Here is an 18444-nt window from a genome sequence, read left to right on the forward strand (position 1 = left end):
GGGGCAAATATGGTGAATATATTATTATCTGCGAAAAATGTGATAAAGATTTACAATAAGAATCAAGCGTATGGACTTAATAAAGTATCTTTTGATATTGAGTCGGGTGAATTTGTGGCTATTATGGGGGCATCAGGATCCGGGAAGACAACTTTATTAAATGTCCTATCAACTATTGATACGCCAACCGATGGTGATATTTTGATAAACGGTGTAAATATTAGGACACTCAACGATAACAAATCGGCTGATTTTAGAAATAAGTATTTAGGATTTATTTTCCAGGAGTATTTCTTGCTCGATAGTTTAACGGTGAAGGAAAATATTGCTGTACCACTTACTTTGCTACAAAAATCCCCAAAAGAAATTGAATCATCTATAAATAGCTTAGCAAATCGTTTTGGGATATTCGAACAATTATCCAAATACCCGAGTCAACTTTCTGGAGGACAAAAACAAAGAGTAGCTGCAGCAAGAGCAATTGTGAAACAACCAAGTATTTTATTTGCAGACGAACCCACAGGTGCGTTAGATTCAAGCTCTGCAACAGCATTACTTTACAAATTAAGAGAAGTCAATGAGGAACTTCATACGACGATTTTAATGGTAACGCATGATGCTTATACTGCAAGCTTTTCGAGTAGAATTCTAATATTTCAAGATGGAGATATTTTGAAAGAGCTAAGAAGAAATGGTCGAGATAGAAAGGATTTTTATGAAGATATATTAACAGAAATTACCAAAATCGAGATAAATAAGAGATAGAAAGGAGCCTTGATATGGGATTATTAACAATAGCAAATAAGAATTTGAAGAAGAATTTCGCCTTCTATTCTCTCTATTTCGTTTCAGTGGCATTTGTTCTTATGGTGTTTTTCACCTTTATTTCCTTTTCCATGAACGATATTATTATGGAAAAGATTTCGTCCGATGGCAGAGTAGAAACAATGTCGAGAACGGTGGCGGTCTTTGTTATGGCATTTGTTCTATTCTACATGTCCTACTCCAACACTTTCTTTATGAAAAAACGAATGAAAGAACTTGGGATTTACTCTCTTTTAGGATATAGAAAGTCCAGTATGTTAAAACTATTAACCTTTGAAAATACTTTAATTTGTTTCGGCTCTCTATTAGTAGGAATCGCTATAGGTTCAATTACTCATAAGGGAATTGTCGAGGTGATAGTCAGAGTATTAAAATTACAAATAGAAACTTCTGAAATACCACTTATCAATTATAGTGCGGTTCTATTCACTTTTGTATTTGTATTTGTTGTTTTGGCGGTCTTGTTTGTATCAAACTGGATAGTCCTTCGAAAAAGCTCACTATTAACGCTGATCCGTTTGGAAAAGAGCGGAGAGAAGCAAATTAAGGTTAAGGGGTTCCTAGCAATATTAGGGATATTATTGATTTTAGTCGGCTATGTCTTAGCCCTTGATATTACAAGAGGAAAAGAATCGTTGTGGAAAACTATAGGATTTTCACCAATTGCACTTTTGACAATGATAAGTGTGGTAATAGGAACCATTTTCTTTATTCATTCTTGTTTACCTTTTGCTATCCGAAAATTGGAGAAAAAGAAAAAGTGGTTTTACAAGGAATTGAATATAATTATCCTACCAAAATTTATCTATAAAATCCGATCAAAGGCCAAGACGTTAATTTTATTAACTTTATTAGCTTCAGGAACTTTGGCTATTTTTGGTTCAACTGTACTTACTATTTATTATCCTGTTGCGGCTACAGAACGTATCATACCTTCAGCTATTGAGTTTCCTGTTGAAGATAAACAAGTAGCTGACAAAGTAATTGAAATTGTGAAGGATACCGTTAGTGAAGATAATATGAAATATACAGAGACGACTATTATTCAAGCAACTTCCTCCTCGGAAAAGTTGCCTTATGAATACAATCCAAAAGAAGTGCCGGGATTTGACCTTATCTCCGAATCGGATTATAAAGAACTTATGGAGATTCAAGGTAAGGATGCAGAATTCAATAATTTAACTTACAATGAGTCTATCTTAGTAAAATATCGCCCTGAAAAAGGAAACCCGGATAAAGGAAATATGTATGCCTTGACCCTTGCATCTGATAATAGCGTAGATATTACAGTAAAAGACACAACTTTACTCAATCCAATTGGGTTTTCTAATAGCATTGGCACACTTATTATTTCAGATAATCTTTACAATGACATAAGAAATTCTGGACTTCCTGAAAAAACTATTATGAGCATTGACGGGACAGATATGAGGGATAACAAAGAGGTTTATGAAAACCTAGCTCCACTATTTGAAGACAATATTTATTTTGCAAGTAGCTACCAGCGAAATGAATTGATTACTCATGAGAATAGTTCAACATTCTTACTCATTATCTTTGTTACAATCATCTTTTTTATTGCAACGGGTAGCATTCTCTATTTCCTTAATATTTCTAGTACGATGTCTGATAAAGATGATTTCACGATTTTAGAAAGAATGGGCTATAACAAGAAAAAGATAAAAAAGATCATAAGAAAAGAGGTTTTCACTTTGTTTAGCATTCCCTATGTATTAGGGATAACGCATAGTATTTTTGCCCTGATAGCCTATAAATCGGCTTTGATGGACGACTTGTTAGGAAAAAGTAGTGCCTTTTTATTACCTATTCTTTTTGTGGTAATTATTTTTACCCTTGTGTATATCTTTTATTATTTGGTAACGAAACGAGCATGTTATAAGATTATTTTTAGCAATAAAATGTAAACATTTGCAGATAAAGCTGATGGCAGGAAAGATACGTCAGTTTTATCTGTATTCATATAAAAGTATTTAAACTGAAGATAGGTGGATTTATGAAAAAGTCGTATGAGAAAAAACAAATCTTAATCTTAGCAAATCAGCTATTTGTGGTTATTTTGTTATGCTATGATTTTTCACAGAATCATCTTGTAGGAACAGCGAAGTTCGTTCCGCTAATGCTAATAACTATTATAGCCATTGAAGGGGCATATATTGGTTTTTTAAATATAAAAGAAAATATCACCCTATCACAATTTTCTAATTTGCTAATCCTTTCTTCATGGCAGTTTTTGTTTACTCTTAATGAAAATCCTATTTTTTATAAACTCAGTACCCTACTTAGTGTAGTGATTTTGTATAAGACCGTACAATTCCTGCTATTATTCTTTTTTCAAGACTCCACCTATGCCTATAAGAAAGCAAAAGACTGGATTTTAAGAAGCGTATTTTTGGTGACATTGATTGCGAACTTTATAAGCGACAGAATGTTTGCAACGCTGTTTTTATGTCAATTGATTGTTAGTTTCAGTTGTATCGTTTTTCTATTTTTGAAACACCGAAGAAGAATTACATTTGTTTTAAAAAGCGAGAAAAAGCATTTACTCCAATCGTTTGCTGTTATTATGTTTCTCTTTATTGGATATGTTATACTGTTCGCAAAAAAACCAGACTATCTAAGTAATTTAGGCTGGTATATCATGATCCTCGTTCCTTTATTTAGTATTCACACAATGGCATTTAAAAATCATAAATTTATCAAGCGAGATTTCCATTTAAAAGAAGGGAAATGGGGAATAGCGTTCCTATTCTCTCTTGTTTGTATTATTTCATTTGGGGTGTTGTTTAGGTTTAATATGATTACCTATTTCATCATCATACATACTATTTTTTGGTTTGTTCTGCTTTATTTCATATTATTATATAGGGACATCAAAATCACGATCTTAGATTCGGATAAAGAAGAACAAATAATTCTTCAAAAGGGCTTTTATGCTCATAATCTTATACAGATAACTAAAGAGGAAGAGTTAAAAAGGGACTTTTCTAATTATTTACATGATGAAGTATTACAAGATATATTATCCATTAAAAATATGATGAATAAATCAAACAAAAAGGAGATTCAAGAAATAATAGTAAAAACTCTGGAGAACTTAAATTTGTCATTACGAGAACAGATGCAAGAGTACCACCCAATACTATTAAAAACGCTCACGCTAAAAGAAAACTATAGTAATTTGCTTGAAATGGTACAGCAAAAATATGGAATGAAAAATATAGATATTTCTTTTCATTGTAATGAAAATCTATTTTTAGTTGAACCCTATCATCTTGTTATATACCGGGTTTTAAAAGAACTGGTAACAAACGCATTTAAACACTCTAAAGGGTCTAAGCTAGTTGTGAGTTTGACACAAGAAAATGATGAAATAGAACTCATAGTAAAAGATAATGGCACAGGACTAATGGAGAATGAAAAGTACGTTCCTAATGACCATAGGGGATTGAATTCTATAAAAGAACAACTGCTTTTATTAAACGGTAAAATGACAATTTCAGAATGTAATTCTTCTGGTTTATGTGTTGCCATTCGAATTCCCATGAAAGGAGATCATTCCTATCAATATTTTATTAATAGATGACCATGCTTTATTTGCAAAAAGTTTGGAAATAGCCTTAGAAGATTGTCCTGAAATAGACCGTTTTTATTCAATACAAAATATTAAAAATATCATTGGAACCATGGAAGAGTTTAGGCCTGACATTACCTTAATAGATATTAATTTAAGTAACATCAGTAGTGAAGATGGTTTAGGAATAGCAAAAAGTATTTTAGAGAGTAAACGCGACATGAAAATAGTCATATTAACAGGGTATGATTTGCCTGTTTATAGATACGAAGCTCAAAAAATCGGAGTAAGTGGTTTTATTAATAAAAACATTATGCCCGAACAGTTATTACAAATCTTAATTGAGATTAATGAGGGTAGTTACTATTTTCCAAGGTCCTCGGACTATGTAGAGGAATTGACCGATAGTGAAAAACAAATCTTACAATTATTAGCTGATGGATGTAAGCGTAAAGATATTGCTTCTATGTTATATGCTAGTGAACGCACTATTTCAAACCATATTCAACACATATTTGACAAGTTGGATGTTTCATCCTCGTTAGAAGCTGTAACCAAAGGAATAAGATTAGGATATATTCAACCTAATTATGAAAAATAGTTAATCAAACACAAAAGTGAAAATCATGCTCTTGTTGCTCTAGAGATTACTATTCTTCTTAGCGAGAGAAATAAGAGACTTCCATGCTAGAAAGTTCCTTAGCGTATATTATACGCGTTTTATCGGCAGGACCCCTTATAGAAAATCATAGCCCCATTTTGAACAAAAATTATTCAAAATGGAGCTATTCTCCAAAGATTGATCATTTCGGAAACCGAATCTTCAACTAAAGCCCCCGTTAGTTTAAGTACATTTATTCAAAAACTCTTTTTTTAGCTATCCTGGTCTATTCGTGCAATAAGAATTAGTGTGAAGGAGTTGTTAGTGTACCTTGGTGAAAATGCATTTTCCACGTTCCATCAATTAATTTCCATATCGAACTACGTAATGAATGTTGTTTATTTACTTCGTTATATATTCTGTAAGTTGTTAAGACTATTTCTTCAGACAATGGATGAATTTCGAAATCACTTAATTTCATATGTACAACGCTAAGACTCACATCACTAAGACTCTCGTTTTTATATAAAACTTTACCAGAGCTTCCGAATTCAAAAAATTTTTCTGAAAGTATGTTAGGTTAGTAAGTTCTTCATTTGATGTTCTGATTCTTGGTTTTAACAATTTTTCTTCTAACTCAAGTAACAGTTCTTTTATAGAAGTTTTGTTTTTCATTTCATATTCCCCCTACTTCGTACTTTCTATTGTTGCATTCGTTAACTCCTTATCATTAAATAAAGAACTACTGCATTATTTAACAATTAAAGTATTCCAATAAAAACTCATAAAACGTTGACCATTCTTCCCTTAATTCTCCTTTTAATAAAAGCTCTTCTCCTCCCTCAAAATCTACTTTATAGACTTTATCTGTTAAGGTATCCAGAACTAAAACAGTATTTACTGACATTTCACTTAAAACAAGATAATGTTTAGGAAATGAATGCTCACTTCTGCAAATATATGTATAGTTTTCAATATTATTTTTTTCTTCAACAATATCTAATAGCTCAAATGGTACAAAAGTGTCCCAAAAAGGTCCTGCGTACTCTTCATAGAATTTATTAAACGAATATGAAGTGTTAACATCTAAGCGAGTTAAAGCTTGTTTAACTTTAACTTTATTGTCACGTTTATAAATCTTATCTCCAAGAATTTGTTCCAATTTTTTCGGTAATTCACTCATCTATATCCCTCACTTAGTCGGTATCTAATTAATATTCAACAGTATGAACGAGAAATCCTTGTTAAACTAACCTGCCCCGTTAGTTTAAGTGTAACATTTCACAATGAATCACCGAAGCCTACTTGATGTTTTAGACATAAAAATAGACCATCGAAATGATGGTCTTGATTGAATATCGGCAACAGATGGCTACTTAAGTGTATAAAGTTGAGTCGACCAATTAATAAGGAAAAGATTGAAATAAATTCAATAATTTTATATACAAAATTAATCTTCGTATTGAAAATCTCTTTTAGCTTGCATTTCTCGCTCAACATCTTTTTTCAAATATAAAACATAATCCATAACAAAATGTAAGTCTACCTGCCCTTTATTGTATGCCGATTCTAGGGCTTCATAATTTTTAGCGACCAAGTAATAAAATAGCTCATCTTTGTTTATTCCTTTAATTTCAGCAATTTCTACCATACTTTTATCTTCCCGCATTTGGAAATATTCATTCTCAGTAAGGTTGAAAAAATTTGCTAAAGATTTGAAATCTTTTTTGTAACTAAAAACAACTTTTCCTTTATCTTCATTATCTATTTGCGAATAATTTTCAATGTTTTCTGGAGTCTGGGATTTCGTATAAATCGAACTATTCAGAAAAATAGAAATTACAAATATAATGAATAGTGACGGATAAAGAATTTTCTTCATGTTGAACACTCCCTTAATTACTATAGATTTTTATTTCAACACAATATATTATGTTCCAGAAATATACGGTTAATACACATTCAACTTGCTCCCTTCTTTTTATTATTGCTTAGTGTTTCAATGCTTCGATAGCACCCAGGTATTATGAAACTCGAACCCATCGTGACTAATTCCCAAAAAGTAGTGGTGGCATCATAATCGTATTTGACATGGTAAATTACAGTTCCTTCATCGCTTTCCCTTTTTTCAAGTTCAATTTTTTTTTGCACTGACAACTAATGAAAAAGTGAATGTTAATGTTAAGTAAAGAAGTAATCCTTTAAAGGCAGACTTCAATAGCTAACCTCCATTTTTCTTTTTTCATTTATTATGCGAGATTTTGCATATTCTATGTGCATCGTTTTATTCTTAACTAAAAATGGAATTTATCCTCAACTAAACTGCCCCGTTAGTTGAATTTTGAAATAGAGTAAATTCGCAAATAGTTCCCAAGTTATTTTAAAGCTTAGTTAGGTTAATCGTAATAATTCTTATTGAGATAAATGTTTGTAATCTAATATTTCAACTTTGAACTCATGATTACAAATTTGCTTATTAATCTTCTCACTATCACAGGACGGGGATATTCTTACCTTAACCAAATCTTCTTTAACATTTTCATTAAGTTTTTTTGAAGGAATCTCAATTCTTACAGTAACATCATAGGAATGATTCTCATTGTAAGTAATACCAACAATCCTTTTCCATTGCCAAATAAGGTGATTATCACCTCCATACTCTTTGATAACTCTTTTATCAATAGTTGGGAAGATAATGTCCGAAATAATGTCCTCTGTTGTGACATACATCCCTTCTACTTCTGAATTAGTTTCAGATTTTGCATTTTGCGTAGGAATAAAAACAATAAATACAAATCCTAATAATACCAAGTATTGCTTAACCATTAAGTTACACCTCAGAGTTCTGTTTATTTCTTATTCTTTGCATATTGTTATTTTTTATTTAGGCTCTGTTAAATTCAATTGTTGTTTTTTATAACGTGATTTATGAAGACTCACCAATTTGACTATAAAAACGATAACATCCATACAGCTAAGAATTTTTAATAAAGGATCGAACAGTCTTCTTTAAAATTATTTTTCGCAGCGTCTCAGAGTGTTATTTTCTATAAAAAACAGCGACAAACACTGTTAAATCAGTGTTTGTCGCTGTTTAAAATGTTACCAAATTTACATTTAGGAACGTTTATTCAATATGAACTGAATTTTTATAAGCTTCCTTTAACAATGGTAAAACAGCTCTAAAATTTACGATTAAATCATCCATTGTTTTTATAGGTTTGATAAAGCTTAATTCATAAACGCCCCATCTATCTTCTTCTGGTTCTATACAAACAGATATTGAAGGTTCTTTTTCTATTCCCCATATTATGCCTGCTCTACTGCCATCTGGAGCTTGAATAAATCCATCTCCAGAAATGCAAGCATCTCCATTTTCAAAATAAAAATGGTCAGTTATTTCACCATAAATAAAACCATCCGTTTCGGTTTCTTTAACAAGTTCAAAATCACTATAACAAAGTTGTCCCATCTATCTTCACTCCTCTAGAAAATCCTAACTCAACTGGTGTGTGGAATCAAAGATATGAAACGCTACCAAAGCGTCGTTTGGGAAAATTTTCGAAATGCTTGTTGCACTAAAGCCCCCGTTAGTTGAATAAGAACTGCTCCCTAAACGAGGTTTTGTTACCAATCTTGCATTTGGGAACGTTATTTATTAGCTGAATTTGTTATGCAGCTTAATAACAATCTGAATATGATAAAATTGACCCAACCTTGTCTTAAAGGAGAATTTTAATGAAAAAGCTTGGTAGTTGGATTGTTGTATTTTTAGGTTTTATAGTTACTTTAATTTTAAGCATAATAACAAGTGTGAATCTTCTAAATTTTAGTGGTGATAAGGGGTTAAATACACAAAACATAGAAAAAAATATAGAAAAATTAAAAGGTTATTCTTGGTTTAATGAATTATATGAAAATGAAGAACATCATCGTTCATTTTTTGTAAGCATAAAAATTAGAAAGTATTTAGAAAGTTCTATGCGTGTATCAAAATTAATTCGAAGTGGAAAAGAGCAAGAAAAGTTTATTGTTTTGCTAGAAGAAGTGGCTCGACTTCGGATTAAAGGATAACATTTACTTATAAAGAAAAGTCCCCAAATCGTCCTTGAACTGCACCCCATTTGGGAACGTTTATTAACATTGAGATGTATCAGTTATGCAATTTAAAGTTTGACTAAAAAAGTCTGTTGTTAATTATACAGTAACAAATATTTATATAGTGCAATCGATATTGTGAATGATTACACTTAAATTAACGTTGTAATTTAGTTGAACAAATGATTGTATGTTGCAAAAGGAGAGGGAATATATGAAAAATGAATTAACAATGCGACTAGATACACCCTATACACTAAACTTTTTAATTTATTTGCAAAATCTTTATCTTAATCAAAAACAAATAGAAGAACAATTGAAATTCCCATATTTATCGGAAAAGGTCATGTTTTCTGATGACTTTGAATTAAATTTCAAAGAATTATGGGAAGACGTTTCAATTAGAATATCTAAAGACGATATGGATTTAATATTATTCAATGATGAAAATAATTTATTTTACGAAAAACTATTCATTCCTAATTCGGATAGTTTAAAGACTTATAAAGAAATTTACACAGGTTTTCGCGTGTGGTGGAGTAGTTATGCAGGGGGTTTTTCTGTAGAAAGGTCGATTGATGATCCAAGTCATAATATATATATTGAATTAACGAATTCTTTAAAGAAAAATCATATAGAACCTAAGAAACAATTGAATATTAGCTTGATTTACGATGAATGTCTATTAACTAATACGGAGTTCTATTCTTATTATACAGTGCTTTCTATTGTAGATATTCATGCCAACCACAAAGATTTGGTATTCAAATTACAACGCTGTATTAGTTAAATTTATGGGAGCTTTAGTTGAAGAACAAAGGCAGCAAAAGAACGAAATTTTTTATAAAAGTCACATACTAGCTAACAACGTCCCCAAAGCTTGGTTTGGGGACATACTGTTCATAAGCAGCCAAAATCCCCCCCACTCAATTGAATATTTATTTTGTTGAATGTGCATTTTGATAGGCTTCTTTTATCAGTGGCAAAACAGCTCTAAAATTTATAATTAAGTCATCTATTGTTTTTATAGGTTTGATAAAGCCTATTTCGTAAACGCCCCATCTATCTTCTTCTGGCTCTATACAAACAGCTATCGAAGGTTCTTTTTCAAGTCCCCATATTATGCCTGCTCTACTACCATCTGGGGCTTGAACAAATCCATCTCCCGAAATGCAAGCACTCCCATTTTCAAAGTAAAAATGGTCAGTTATTTCACCGTAAATAAAACCCTCCGTTTCTGTTTCTTTAACAAGTTCAAAACCACTATAACAAAGTTGTCCCATATATCTTCACTCCTCTAGAAAAATCCTAACTCATCTGGTGTGAGGAATCAAAAATATGATACACTACCAAAGCGTCGTTTAGGAAAATTTTCAAAATGTTTGTTGTACTAAAGCCCTCGTTAGTTGAATAAGAAGTTAACGATTATCGTAATATTCTTTAGGATTTGTTATTTCATTTTCAATTAAAAATTCAGCTTCAGATTTAATTATTTCAATGTAGCTACTTTTTTTGAAAGGTTTCGTTAATTCACTAATCCTTCTTAAACTTCCTTTTGTTTTTGTTTTATTATTTTGAACATCCACAATTACAGTTAAATATGCTTCACCATTATATTTTACTACCCCTGTGACTTGTTTTTTCACTAAATCTATATTTGTATATTCGGGTACGATTCTTAATGGTGCAAAGGTTGTCCATCCCACCGAACTTTGTTTTGATTTCAGTCCAATCTTAAATATAGAATAACTAAAAAGTTTTTTTAATTTAGATTTCATTTTCTCCTCCTAATTTACATGGAATATTTTATCACACCTAGTTCAACTAACCTCCCTCTATAAACATTGAGATATCAACGGTTTCCATCACTTCGTGATTTAAGAAAAATATTTTTCTCCCCTCTGATAAACAGAGTCTTGAATTTATAGATTATATTACCAAGTAAAGCGTACGCTTCGCTAAAACTAATGGAAATCATTAGCTTTTTTATCCATTATTTTGATGCACAATGGATCTCTGCGATGCTTATGACGACGTACCCTCCCATGTCTCTTAGCGTCAACGCGCTTACATTCCTTCGTTCGGTCTATTCATAAGGCAGAGGCCTGCTAAGCTGCCCCGGGGACTCATAGTCTAAGTTTAGTGATATTGCCGGCTTCTCCGTATCATCCTTTTTGCTATAGCTCTTTGATCGAAATGCTTACGCTGCCTCTCCGAGAGAGTAGAGATCTTTCATCATAAGTTGCTCGTTAAAATACACTTTCTTTTTACAAATACCATGTAATATTTTCAGTAATTTACCACAGAGAACTACCATCGATTGCTTACCCCGTAAGGGATTCTGATTCCTTGTTGTGTAGTATTCGTGAAGTTGTTTGAATGCTAGGTTATGCCGAATCAAAGGAACAATCACTTTGAAAAGGATATGTCTAAGTCTCTTACGTCCACGTTTTGATATATGTTTTGACCCTTATGTTGACCAGAAGAGTTTTCACGTAATGTTAGTCCCGCTAGTTTAATGAGTTGGCGTGGATTTTCGTAAAGTGAAAAACTCCCTACTTCGGAAAGTAGATCAACAATTGTCGCATCTCCTAAACCTGGTACTGACGCGAGTAGGTCATATTCCATCGTTGTCTTTGCCAATTCAGTTAATTGGTCATTCACTGCTTCGATTTCAGTTTCTAATAAGCGAAACTGACGTAGGAGTGTGGCGATTTCATGTTTGGCCATCTTTTGTCCTTCTGTCAGTCCTATAGAGTTTGAAGCCTTTTCAATCAGTAGCTTAGCTTTTGGTAGTTGTGGAGCTCTCATACCCCCTACCTGACGGTAGAAAAATACAAGTTCTTCCGCGGTTTTCCCTTGAATGTCCTGTGGCATTGGTGTTCTTTCTAATGCAGTAAGTGCCATTTTTCCGAAAGTAGGAAAGACTTGAGTGAATTCAGGAAAATATCGATCGAGCCAACGAATGATTCGATTTTTAATACTTGCTAGATCTTCCGTTAACTTTAATCTAAGAGTAGAACCAATCCGTAGTTCAGCTTCTACTTCTTTTAATATTCGTGGATAGCTAAAGCGTCCATCTTTCAATAACCGTGCGATGACTAATGCATCTTTTTTATCATTCTTAGTCGGCAAATTATCATCAAGTTCTTTCGAACGTTTGACGTGCATTGGATTCACCATGACAAGTGGGATTCCGTATTGATCTAAGAAATAGGCTAAGTTCATCCAGTAGTGGCCTGTAGGCTCAATCCCTATTATTACTTCAGTTTTCTTAGCTTCCTTCATCATTTGACGAATCTTTTCATACAAATTTTCGAAGCCTTCTTTCGATTGATGTACCGCAAAAGCTTTTTCTATTACTCGCCCGCGTTCATCGACAAAACATGCGTAATGAATACGCTTAGCAATATCCATGCCGACAACCAGTGTATTTTCAGTAACTTGATTAATTTTGTTATTCCATTTAGAATGCATAAAGGAGTCCTCCTTGTTTGTTGATGGGTCAATGGTCGTTGACACTCATGCATCATACTAGAGGGCTCCTTTTCTTTCAAGAGCTCGAACATCCTTCAAACAGGAATGCTGCCCCGTTAGTTCAATAAGAAAAAAGAGCTGCATAAGCAACTCAATGATCTTCAAATAAAGCCCCCGTTAGTTGAAGAAGGATTGTTCTTTGTTAGGTTTGATGTATAAATCAATTCTTTCTTTAGCACTTTCACTCTTACTCCACCATTCAACAATCATGTAAATATTATTTATTTCGTTTAATGTAATAGGGGTTCCATCTTCGTTCAGATATGTCCCACCTTCAATTGCGCCAGTTGACTCCTCTGCAATATCAATTCCAGCACCAGTTACTGCACCAGTATGCACTACTACATCATTATCGTTAATAACTACGTGTGTTTCGAAATAAAAAGAGTCTACAATAGATTTATTTCCATTTTTCATATGTAAAGTTCCATTACCTGCTTTAAAACTTTCGGGTGTTATCACAACTTCGTATCCAGTTAAGTTCCAATTCTGACTTTCTCCCACTAATGATAAATAGTATTTACTAACTGCCTTCTCATTACCATTACATCCCGAAAGTAAAACAACAAGTAATAAAAAAAGCATATAAAAAATTCTTTTACTGTTCAGTATCATAATGACCACCTTTTTTATACTGATTAAGAATGATAAACTTATTTTTTCAGTGTAATTAGCGTTTTCTCTAATATAGAGATGTTTTGAATATCTACTTTATCCAAATCAATTGTTTTGTCAAATTTATAATTTCTATTTTCTCCTTCTTCGCCATACCAACAAGTATATAACTCATAATAATCGCCTTCGTCGAGATATTCATTTAATAACTCACATAATGCTAAAAAATCATTCTGCGATTCTTTTTTACTGACTTTTAGATAAGGATTTTGCTCTTCAGCATCAAAAGATACCCCTACACCATTAGGAAAAAAGATTTCATATACATAAGTAGTTGAAAAATGTTTCTTTACCAACTTTCTGTCTTCGTCGTCCAAAAAGCCTTCTTCCATACTATACGATTCATCAGAACTATGTTTTGGAAAGATGAAATTACATCCAAGATAGTTAACAATACTCACTAACTTTAATCCCTCCTAATTATATTTTTTATTATAAAATACTGCATCTTAGTAATCCAATTTACGATTTAATATCGTTCCCAAAGCGTCGTTTGGGAAAATTTTCGAAATGCTTGTTGTACTAAAGCCCCCGTTAGTTGAAGAAGGAACAGTTTATTAATTAAAAATTTTTGTGATGGCACAGCTATAAACCAATATTAAATATAAAGTGGTAAATCTTTTACACTGTTCAATTGATATATATTTCCTTCCTTGTAATTAGAACCTACTCTGATTCCAAAACCTTTAATTCCTATATTTATTGCTAATTCTACATCAACTGCTGAGTCACCAATCATAAAGGACTCTTCCAAATTAATTTCAGGATATTTATGAATTGCCTGCTTAACCATTCCAATATTAGGCTTCATACAAGTACACCCCTCACATTTACCATGCGGACAATAAAAGACATCAAGCAGTTCAACACCTTGGCGAGTTAACTCTCTCTCCACTTGATTATTTATATCATGGTATTGGTCAACCGTAATATATCCTTCGTTAATAATGTATTGGTTGGTAATAATTATGATTTTATAACCTTTCTTTATGACTTCTTTTAATGTGCTAATTGACCCATCTATAAATACTGGATGCTCTATTCTAGTCCATTCATGATCTAAATAATCTTCAATTATAGTGCCATCTCTATCAAAAAATGCAACTTTCAATTTCTACACTCCTTACAGAATGATTTTTCATTTATTCTTATTCAACTAAACTGCTCCGTTAGTTTAATAAGAAAAAAGAGCTGCAAATGCAACTCAATGATCTTCAAGAAAAGCCCCCGTTAGTTAAAGAAGGATTTATTCATTTTTTAGTATCTCCCAGTTCTAACCAACTCTCGAATAAGGAATCATCTTTTAATTCTAAATAGAATTTCATGAACCTTACGAATTCATCTGTTTTTACTTCTTTATACTTATAAAAAGTATAATATCTTCTTAAAAAATCCTCTGCTGTTTGTTTTCCACCATATTGATTGAAAATCTTAGCTAAGTTTGAATAAGATTGACCATAAATATAATTACTTGGTGTACTCATCAGATACTCGTGTAATGGTAAATTGGAGGGCAATGGTTTAATTTTGTCAGAAAAGTCTATATAACCTAATTCTTTCTCATTACCCATTAGAAATAAAGTAGTTGCAATCTCTGCAATTCCCTCATCTAACCACCCATCGGTGTATGGGTCATTACTTATTATTCCGTAAAACCATTGATGAGCAATTTCATGAATTACGAGATTTTTAATTCCTTCGTTTGTGACAGAGCGCCCCTTAAGGGAGCCTGCTGTTACTACTCCTGGATACTCCATTCCTGGTCCATCTAAAATAATATCTAACTGTTTGTGTGGATATGGTCCAATAATATCATCAAAGTAATCAAAAGATTCAACAGCAGTCTCCATAACCTCATCTAAAAACTCCTCTGATTCACCTGTTCCAAATACTCTTATATTTACGCTATCCGATTTTTTTTGGACAACTTGTGGGTCTTTTAATAGAGCAACAAATATTTCTTTTACATTTTCAATTCGAAATGAATTATTGTTTTCATTAAGTAAACTATCTTCGTCACTGGTTGTAACAAGAGTGTATTCTTTAGGAATATCAAATGTTAGATTAAAATTACTAAAAGTTGTGTGATATGACTCTCCTTTGAAAGTATAATCTTGTTTATTCCATCCTTTTTGATAAGTAGGGACCATTGGATACCATTGAGCGAGATGATAATTACTATCGATTTTTTCGAATCTAAACCCGTCGGTTGGTAAGGTGAAGTGATATTTCATTTGAAAATTAATACTTTCATTTGGAGAAACCGATGTTTTTAAGGGAATGTTAATTGTGTCTTTCTCAAGTGAATATGATGCATCTTGATTTTCAACTTTAACTGACTCAATTTCCACTTCAGAAGGTTGAGTTAATTGTGGAGAATTTTCGGACGTAAACATATTAGGAATAAAATAAAGTTTTAACTCATCCCATTTTTCATTAGAAACATTAAGAATATCTATGGATATATCCGCACTAAAAAGTCCATTGTTATCCATACTTAATTTCATATCATAATTACTTTGGCTTCCAGCGGGTTCTTCATTAGGATTAAAAGCTACCTCTGAACAACCTATTAATAAAAATATACTTAGAACGCAAATAAATAATGTTTTCTTCAAAATATGTCCCCCCTCCTCTATATCGAATATTAAAAACTTAATTTCCTATTACTATATATTCCATATGTACAGCAGGGATTCCTTACTACCTCCTTCTCCGTTAGTTGAAGTATATCCTTCCCAAACCGTCGTTTGGGAAGATTCTTGAAATGATCTTTCACTAAAGCCCCCGTTAGTTCAGTAAAAGGTCTAATATTTTTTTTGTTTGTTTATCATTGATTTTGTAGCTGTCACGCACATCACTAACAAAAAGTGTTATGTTTGATCCAAAATTTTTATTGACATATAAAACTTCTGTCTTACCGTCTTTATACTTCAGCTGAATTTTGTAATCGTGAGGATATACAAGTTCATAATTAGCAGTAACACGATTTGACCTATTAAGGATTCCAGTGATGGTCTTTATTTTTTCCTTGTCGGTAGTGATTTTTCCTTTTTCAATTGGTTCATCATATTTTTGGATAGTCATGCTTTGGATTCCTGAAAATCCGTTATAAAAAAATGAAAATCCTAATGCACACACAAGAATAGCTATAAACGAGTAGATAATAGTTTTTTTCATTAAATCCCCCCATATCTTTCTCATTAGACGTTTATATTGGAAAAAAGTCACAATTCCTAATTCAACTAAACTGCCCCGTTAGTTCAAAAAGAAAAAGCTACCCTAAAGGCAGCCTTATTCTGCTAAAGCACCCGTTAGTTGAAGAAGAAAAGTGAAGCTTATTCCACAATCGCGCCCGATTGTGGAATATTATGATAGTGATAACTGCTTTTTGCTTGTTCATCTAAGCATCTGTAAAATTATTTAAACATTCCCTTTGTAATTCGTTATTTTCCCTTTAGATTTTTAATCGCATGCACCGAATTATCCTGAATGATGCCTGTTTCTACAAAACCTAATGAAGCGTATAATTCTTTAGCTACGACATTATTTTTATGATAAAAGAGATCTACATATTGTGATTCCCCATATGGGAGATTTTCAATATCCGTCAACATTTTTTCAAAGGCAAGCTTGCCATAGCCTTTCCCCTGATAACGCTTATCAATCATAAAATGCCAAATGAAATAGGCCTTCTTCCCGTAATAAACTTCATTTTGAAATGATTCATGATCCGTCGTATCATAAATATACATCAAAAATCCAACCATCGTATTATTCGCATAAATAGCTAATGGAGAAGCTGGTATACCATCTGTGTTCAACATATGAGCGTCTGCGAAGCATCTAAGGTTAGTAGTTTCTAATATATATTCTTTCTGGTTTTCTTCAACATCAAGCGCTATTACTTCATCTATGTTATCCCCGTTTATTTTTCGTAATTCAATCATCTTTTTATCTCCTCTCCTAATTCAAGCTACTTAATTTTAACATAAATATCCATTTTTAGGTAAGTGCCGTTCAATTATATGCTCTTAAATAGAGTAAATATGAGGGTTCCAAATATTCCTATACCCTTATTTCATAACCTTTCATAATAGAATGATATTCAACAATATGGCCCGATTGTTGAACTCAAGTTAAACAACGCTCTTCAACTAATCTGCCCCTTTAGTTCAATAAGAAAAAAAGAGCTGCATATGCAATAATCTTCAAGTAAAGCCCCGGTTAGTGAAAAAAAGAATCATTCATTACTCTCAATTGGTTTCTTTTTAGTGAAAATCCCTGCAATGATTGTGATAATTCCACCTAACGATACAAGAAGGTGAAAAACAATTAAAGAACCTGTTCCCTCTAAACCGTGTATAACATTAATTTCGTGTAAGGAGAGTGTTAACGGAAAAGTCAAAAACGATAACAGCATGACTACTCCAGTTATTAGTCTATTTTTCTTATTCCCTTCAGTTTTGTGTAAAGAAAAAATAAAAATTATAATTGCTAATCCTATAAAAATAGGTAATGTCATTGTAGAACCCCCTTAACAAATAAAAATTACTATTAAAAACAAATTCTTGTTCAATTAAACTGCTGCGTTAGTTTAAGTGTAACATTTCACAATGGATCACCGAAGCCTACTAGATGTTTTAGACATAAAAATAGACCATCGAAATGATGGTCTTGTTTAACTAAAGCCCCCGTTAGTTCAGTAAAAGGTCTAATATTTTTTTTGTTTGTTTATCATTGATTTTGTAGCTGTCACGCACATCACTAACAAAAAGTGTTATGTTTGATCCAAAATTTTTATTGACATATAAAACTTCTGTCTTACCGTCTTTATACTTCAGCTGAATTTTGTAATCGGGAGGATATACAAGTTCATAATTAGCAGTAACACGATTTGACCTATTAAGGATTCCAGTGATGGTCTTTATTTTTTCCTTGTCGGTAGTGATTTTTCCTTTTTCAATTGGTTCATCATATTTTTGGATAGTCATGCTTTGGATTCCTGAAAATCCGTTATAAAAAAATGAAAATCCTAATGCACACACAAGAATAGCTATAAACGAGTAGATAATAGTTTTTTTCATTAAATCCCCCCATATCTTTCTCATTAGAC

General features: G+C 32.2%; 20 protein-coding genes and 2 pseudogenes. 6 read left to right on the forward strand and 16 right to left on the reverse strand.

Translation table 11 applies throughout. The features are described from left to right. Nucleotides 1-12: 12 nt before the first annotated feature. The 4 genes from CSE16_RS12845 to CSE16_RS12860 all read left to right on the forward strand — a co-directional run bounded on the left by CSE16_RS12845 (nucleotide 13) and on the right by CSE16_RS12860 (nucleotide 5018). Entirely contained in the window at nucleotides 13-765 is a 753-nt protein-coding gene (locus CSE16_RS12845) for an ABC transporter ATP-binding protein (protein WP_099425833.1), read from the forward strand. A gap of 14 nt (nucleotides 766-779) precedes the next feature. Beyond that, nucleotides 780-2750, forward strand: a complete 1971-nt coding sequence (locus CSE16_RS12850) for an FtsX-like permease family protein (protein WP_099424264.1) — start codon at nucleotides 780-782, stop codon at nucleotides 2748-2750. 89 nt (nucleotides 2751-2839) lie between these two features. Continuing rightward, nucleotides 2840-4429, forward strand: a complete 1590-nt coding sequence (locus CSE16_RS12855) for a sensor histidine kinase (RefSeq protein ID WP_099424265.1) — start codon at nucleotides 2840-2842, stop codon at nucleotides 4427-4429. Next, complete coding sequence (locus CSE16_RS12860) at nucleotides 4398-5018, forward strand: response regulator transcription factor (protein ID WP_099424266.1); 621 nt, start codon at nucleotides 4398-4400, stop codon at nucleotides 5016-5018. Before CSE16_RS12855 ends, CSE16_RS12860 begins: the two co-directional genes overlap by 32 nt. Nucleotides 5019-5322: 304 nt before the next feature. On the opposite strand, the pseudogene CSE16_RS12865 reads toward CSE16_RS12860, so the two are convergent. The 5 genes and pseudogenes from CSE16_RS12865 to CSE16_RS12885 all read right to left on the reverse strand — a co-directional run bounded on the left by CSE16_RS12865 (nucleotide 5323) and on the right by CSE16_RS12885 (nucleotide 8490). Next, a pseudogene (locus CSE16_RS12865) lies at nucleotides 5323-5693 on the reverse strand (DUF4440 domain-containing protein). Nucleotides 5694-5772: 79 nt separating this feature from the next. Beyond that, nucleotides 5773-6201, reverse strand: coding sequence for a 1,3-beta-glucan synthase regulator (locus CSE16_RS12870; RefSeq protein ID WP_099424267.1), 429 nt, complete (start codon nucleotides 6199-6201; stop codon nucleotides 5773-5775). A 267-nt stretch (nucleotides 6202-6468) separates the two neighbouring features. Further along, entirely contained in the window at nucleotides 6469-6900 is a 432-nt protein-coding gene (locus tag CSE16_RS12875; RefSeq protein ID WP_099424268.1) for a hypothetical protein, read from the reverse strand. A 530-nt stretch (nucleotides 6901-7430) separates the two neighbouring features. Next, entirely contained in the window at nucleotides 7431-7844 is a 414-nt protein-coding gene (locus CSE16_RS12880) for a hypothetical protein (RefSeq protein ID WP_099424269.1), read from the reverse strand. 301 nt (nucleotides 7845-8145) lie between these two features. After that, the gene (locus CSE16_RS12885) at nucleotides 8146-8490 is read right to left on the reverse strand and encodes a 3-deoxy-8-phosphooctulonate synthase (RefSeq protein WP_099424270.1); all 345 of its coding nucleotides are present in this window, start codon (nucleotides 8488-8490) and stop codon (nucleotides 8146-8148) included. A gap of 266 nt (nucleotides 8491-8756) precedes the next feature. Between CSE16_RS12885 and CSE16_RS12890 the strand changes: the two genes are divergently transcribed. Together CSE16_RS12890 and CSE16_RS12895 are read left to right on the forward strand one after the other, a co-directional pair. Further along, entirely contained in the window at nucleotides 8757-9092 is a 336-nt protein-coding gene (locus CSE16_RS12890) for a nitrite reductase (protein ID WP_099424271.1), read from the forward strand. Nucleotides 9093-9330: 238 nt separating this feature from the next. Then, the gene (locus tag CSE16_RS12895; RefSeq protein ID WP_099424272.1) at nucleotides 9331-9906 is read left to right on the forward strand and encodes a hypothetical protein; all 576 of its coding nucleotides are present in this window, start codon (nucleotides 9331-9333) and stop codon (nucleotides 9904-9906) included. 148 nt (nucleotides 9907-10054) lie between these two features. Here CSE16_RS12895 and CSE16_RS12900 read toward each other — a convergent pair whose 3' ends face one another. The 11 genes and pseudogenes from CSE16_RS12900 to CSE16_RS12950 form a co-directional block, all read right to left on the reverse strand. Beyond that, nucleotides 10055-10399 (reverse strand): 3-deoxy-8-phosphooctulonate synthase, encoded by a 345-nt coding sequence (locus CSE16_RS12900; RefSeq protein ID WP_099424273.1) that lies wholly within the window; start codon nucleotides 10397-10399, stop codon nucleotides 10055-10057. Between the two features lie 135 nt (nucleotides 10400-10534). Further along, nucleotides 10535-10894 (reverse strand): hypothetical protein, encoded by a 360-nt coding sequence (locus CSE16_RS12905; RefSeq protein WP_099424274.1) that lies wholly within the window; start codon nucleotides 10892-10894, stop codon nucleotides 10535-10537. Nucleotides 10895-11316: 422 nt separating this feature from the next. Further along, a pseudogene (locus tag CSE16_RS12910) lies at nucleotides 11317-12593 on the reverse strand (IS110 family transposase). 177 nt (nucleotides 12594-12770) lie between these two features. Beyond that, nucleotides 12771-13268, reverse strand: coding sequence for a hypothetical protein (locus tag CSE16_RS12915; RefSeq protein WP_099424275.1), 498 nt, complete (start codon nucleotides 13266-13268; stop codon nucleotides 12771-12773). A gap of 38 nt (nucleotides 13269-13306) precedes the next feature. After that, nucleotides 13307-13729 (reverse strand): hypothetical protein, encoded by a 423-nt coding sequence (locus CSE16_RS12920; RefSeq protein WP_099424276.1) that lies wholly within the window; start codon nucleotides 13727-13729, stop codon nucleotides 13307-13309. Between the two features lie 197 nt (nucleotides 13730-13926). Continuing rightward, the gene (locus tag CSE16_RS12925) at nucleotides 13927-14439 is read right to left on the reverse strand and encodes an HAD-IIIA family hydrolase (RefSeq protein WP_099424277.1); all 513 of its coding nucleotides are present in this window, start codon (nucleotides 14437-14439) and stop codon (nucleotides 13927-13929) included. A 139-nt stretch (nucleotides 14440-14578) separates the two neighbouring features. Beyond that, nucleotides 14579-15946 (reverse strand): M1 family metallopeptidase, encoded by a 1368-nt coding sequence (locus CSE16_RS12930; protein ID WP_099424278.1) that lies wholly within the window; start codon nucleotides 15944-15946, stop codon nucleotides 14579-14581. Nucleotides 15947-16118: 172 nt separating this feature from the next. Then, nucleotides 16119-16508, reverse strand: coding sequence for a YhfM domain-containing protein (locus CSE16_RS12935; RefSeq protein WP_099424279.1), 390 nt, complete (start codon nucleotides 16506-16508; stop codon nucleotides 16119-16121). Nucleotides 16509-16774: 266 nt separating this feature from the next. After that, on the reverse strand, nucleotides 16775-17278 hold the full coding sequence (locus CSE16_RS12940) for a GNAT family N-acetyltransferase (RefSeq protein ID WP_099424280.1): 504 nt from the start codon (nucleotides 17276-17278) through the stop codon (nucleotides 16775-16777). A 293-nt stretch (nucleotides 17279-17571) separates the two neighbouring features. Beyond that, nucleotides 17572-17853 (reverse strand): hypothetical protein, encoded by a 282-nt coding sequence (locus CSE16_RS12945; RefSeq protein WP_099424281.1) that lies wholly within the window; start codon nucleotides 17851-17853, stop codon nucleotides 17572-17574. 172 nt (nucleotides 17854-18025) lie between these two features. After that, a complete protein-coding gene (locus tag CSE16_RS12950; RefSeq protein ID WP_099424282.1) occupies nucleotides 18026-18415 on the reverse strand; it encodes a YhfM domain-containing protein in 390 nt (129 codons plus the stop codon). Nucleotides 18416-18444: the final 29 nt, after the last annotated feature.

This window comes from Solibacillus sp. R5-41, assembly GCF_002736105.1.
Lineage (GTDB): Bacteria > Bacillota > Bacilli > Bacillales_A > Planococcaceae > Solibacillus.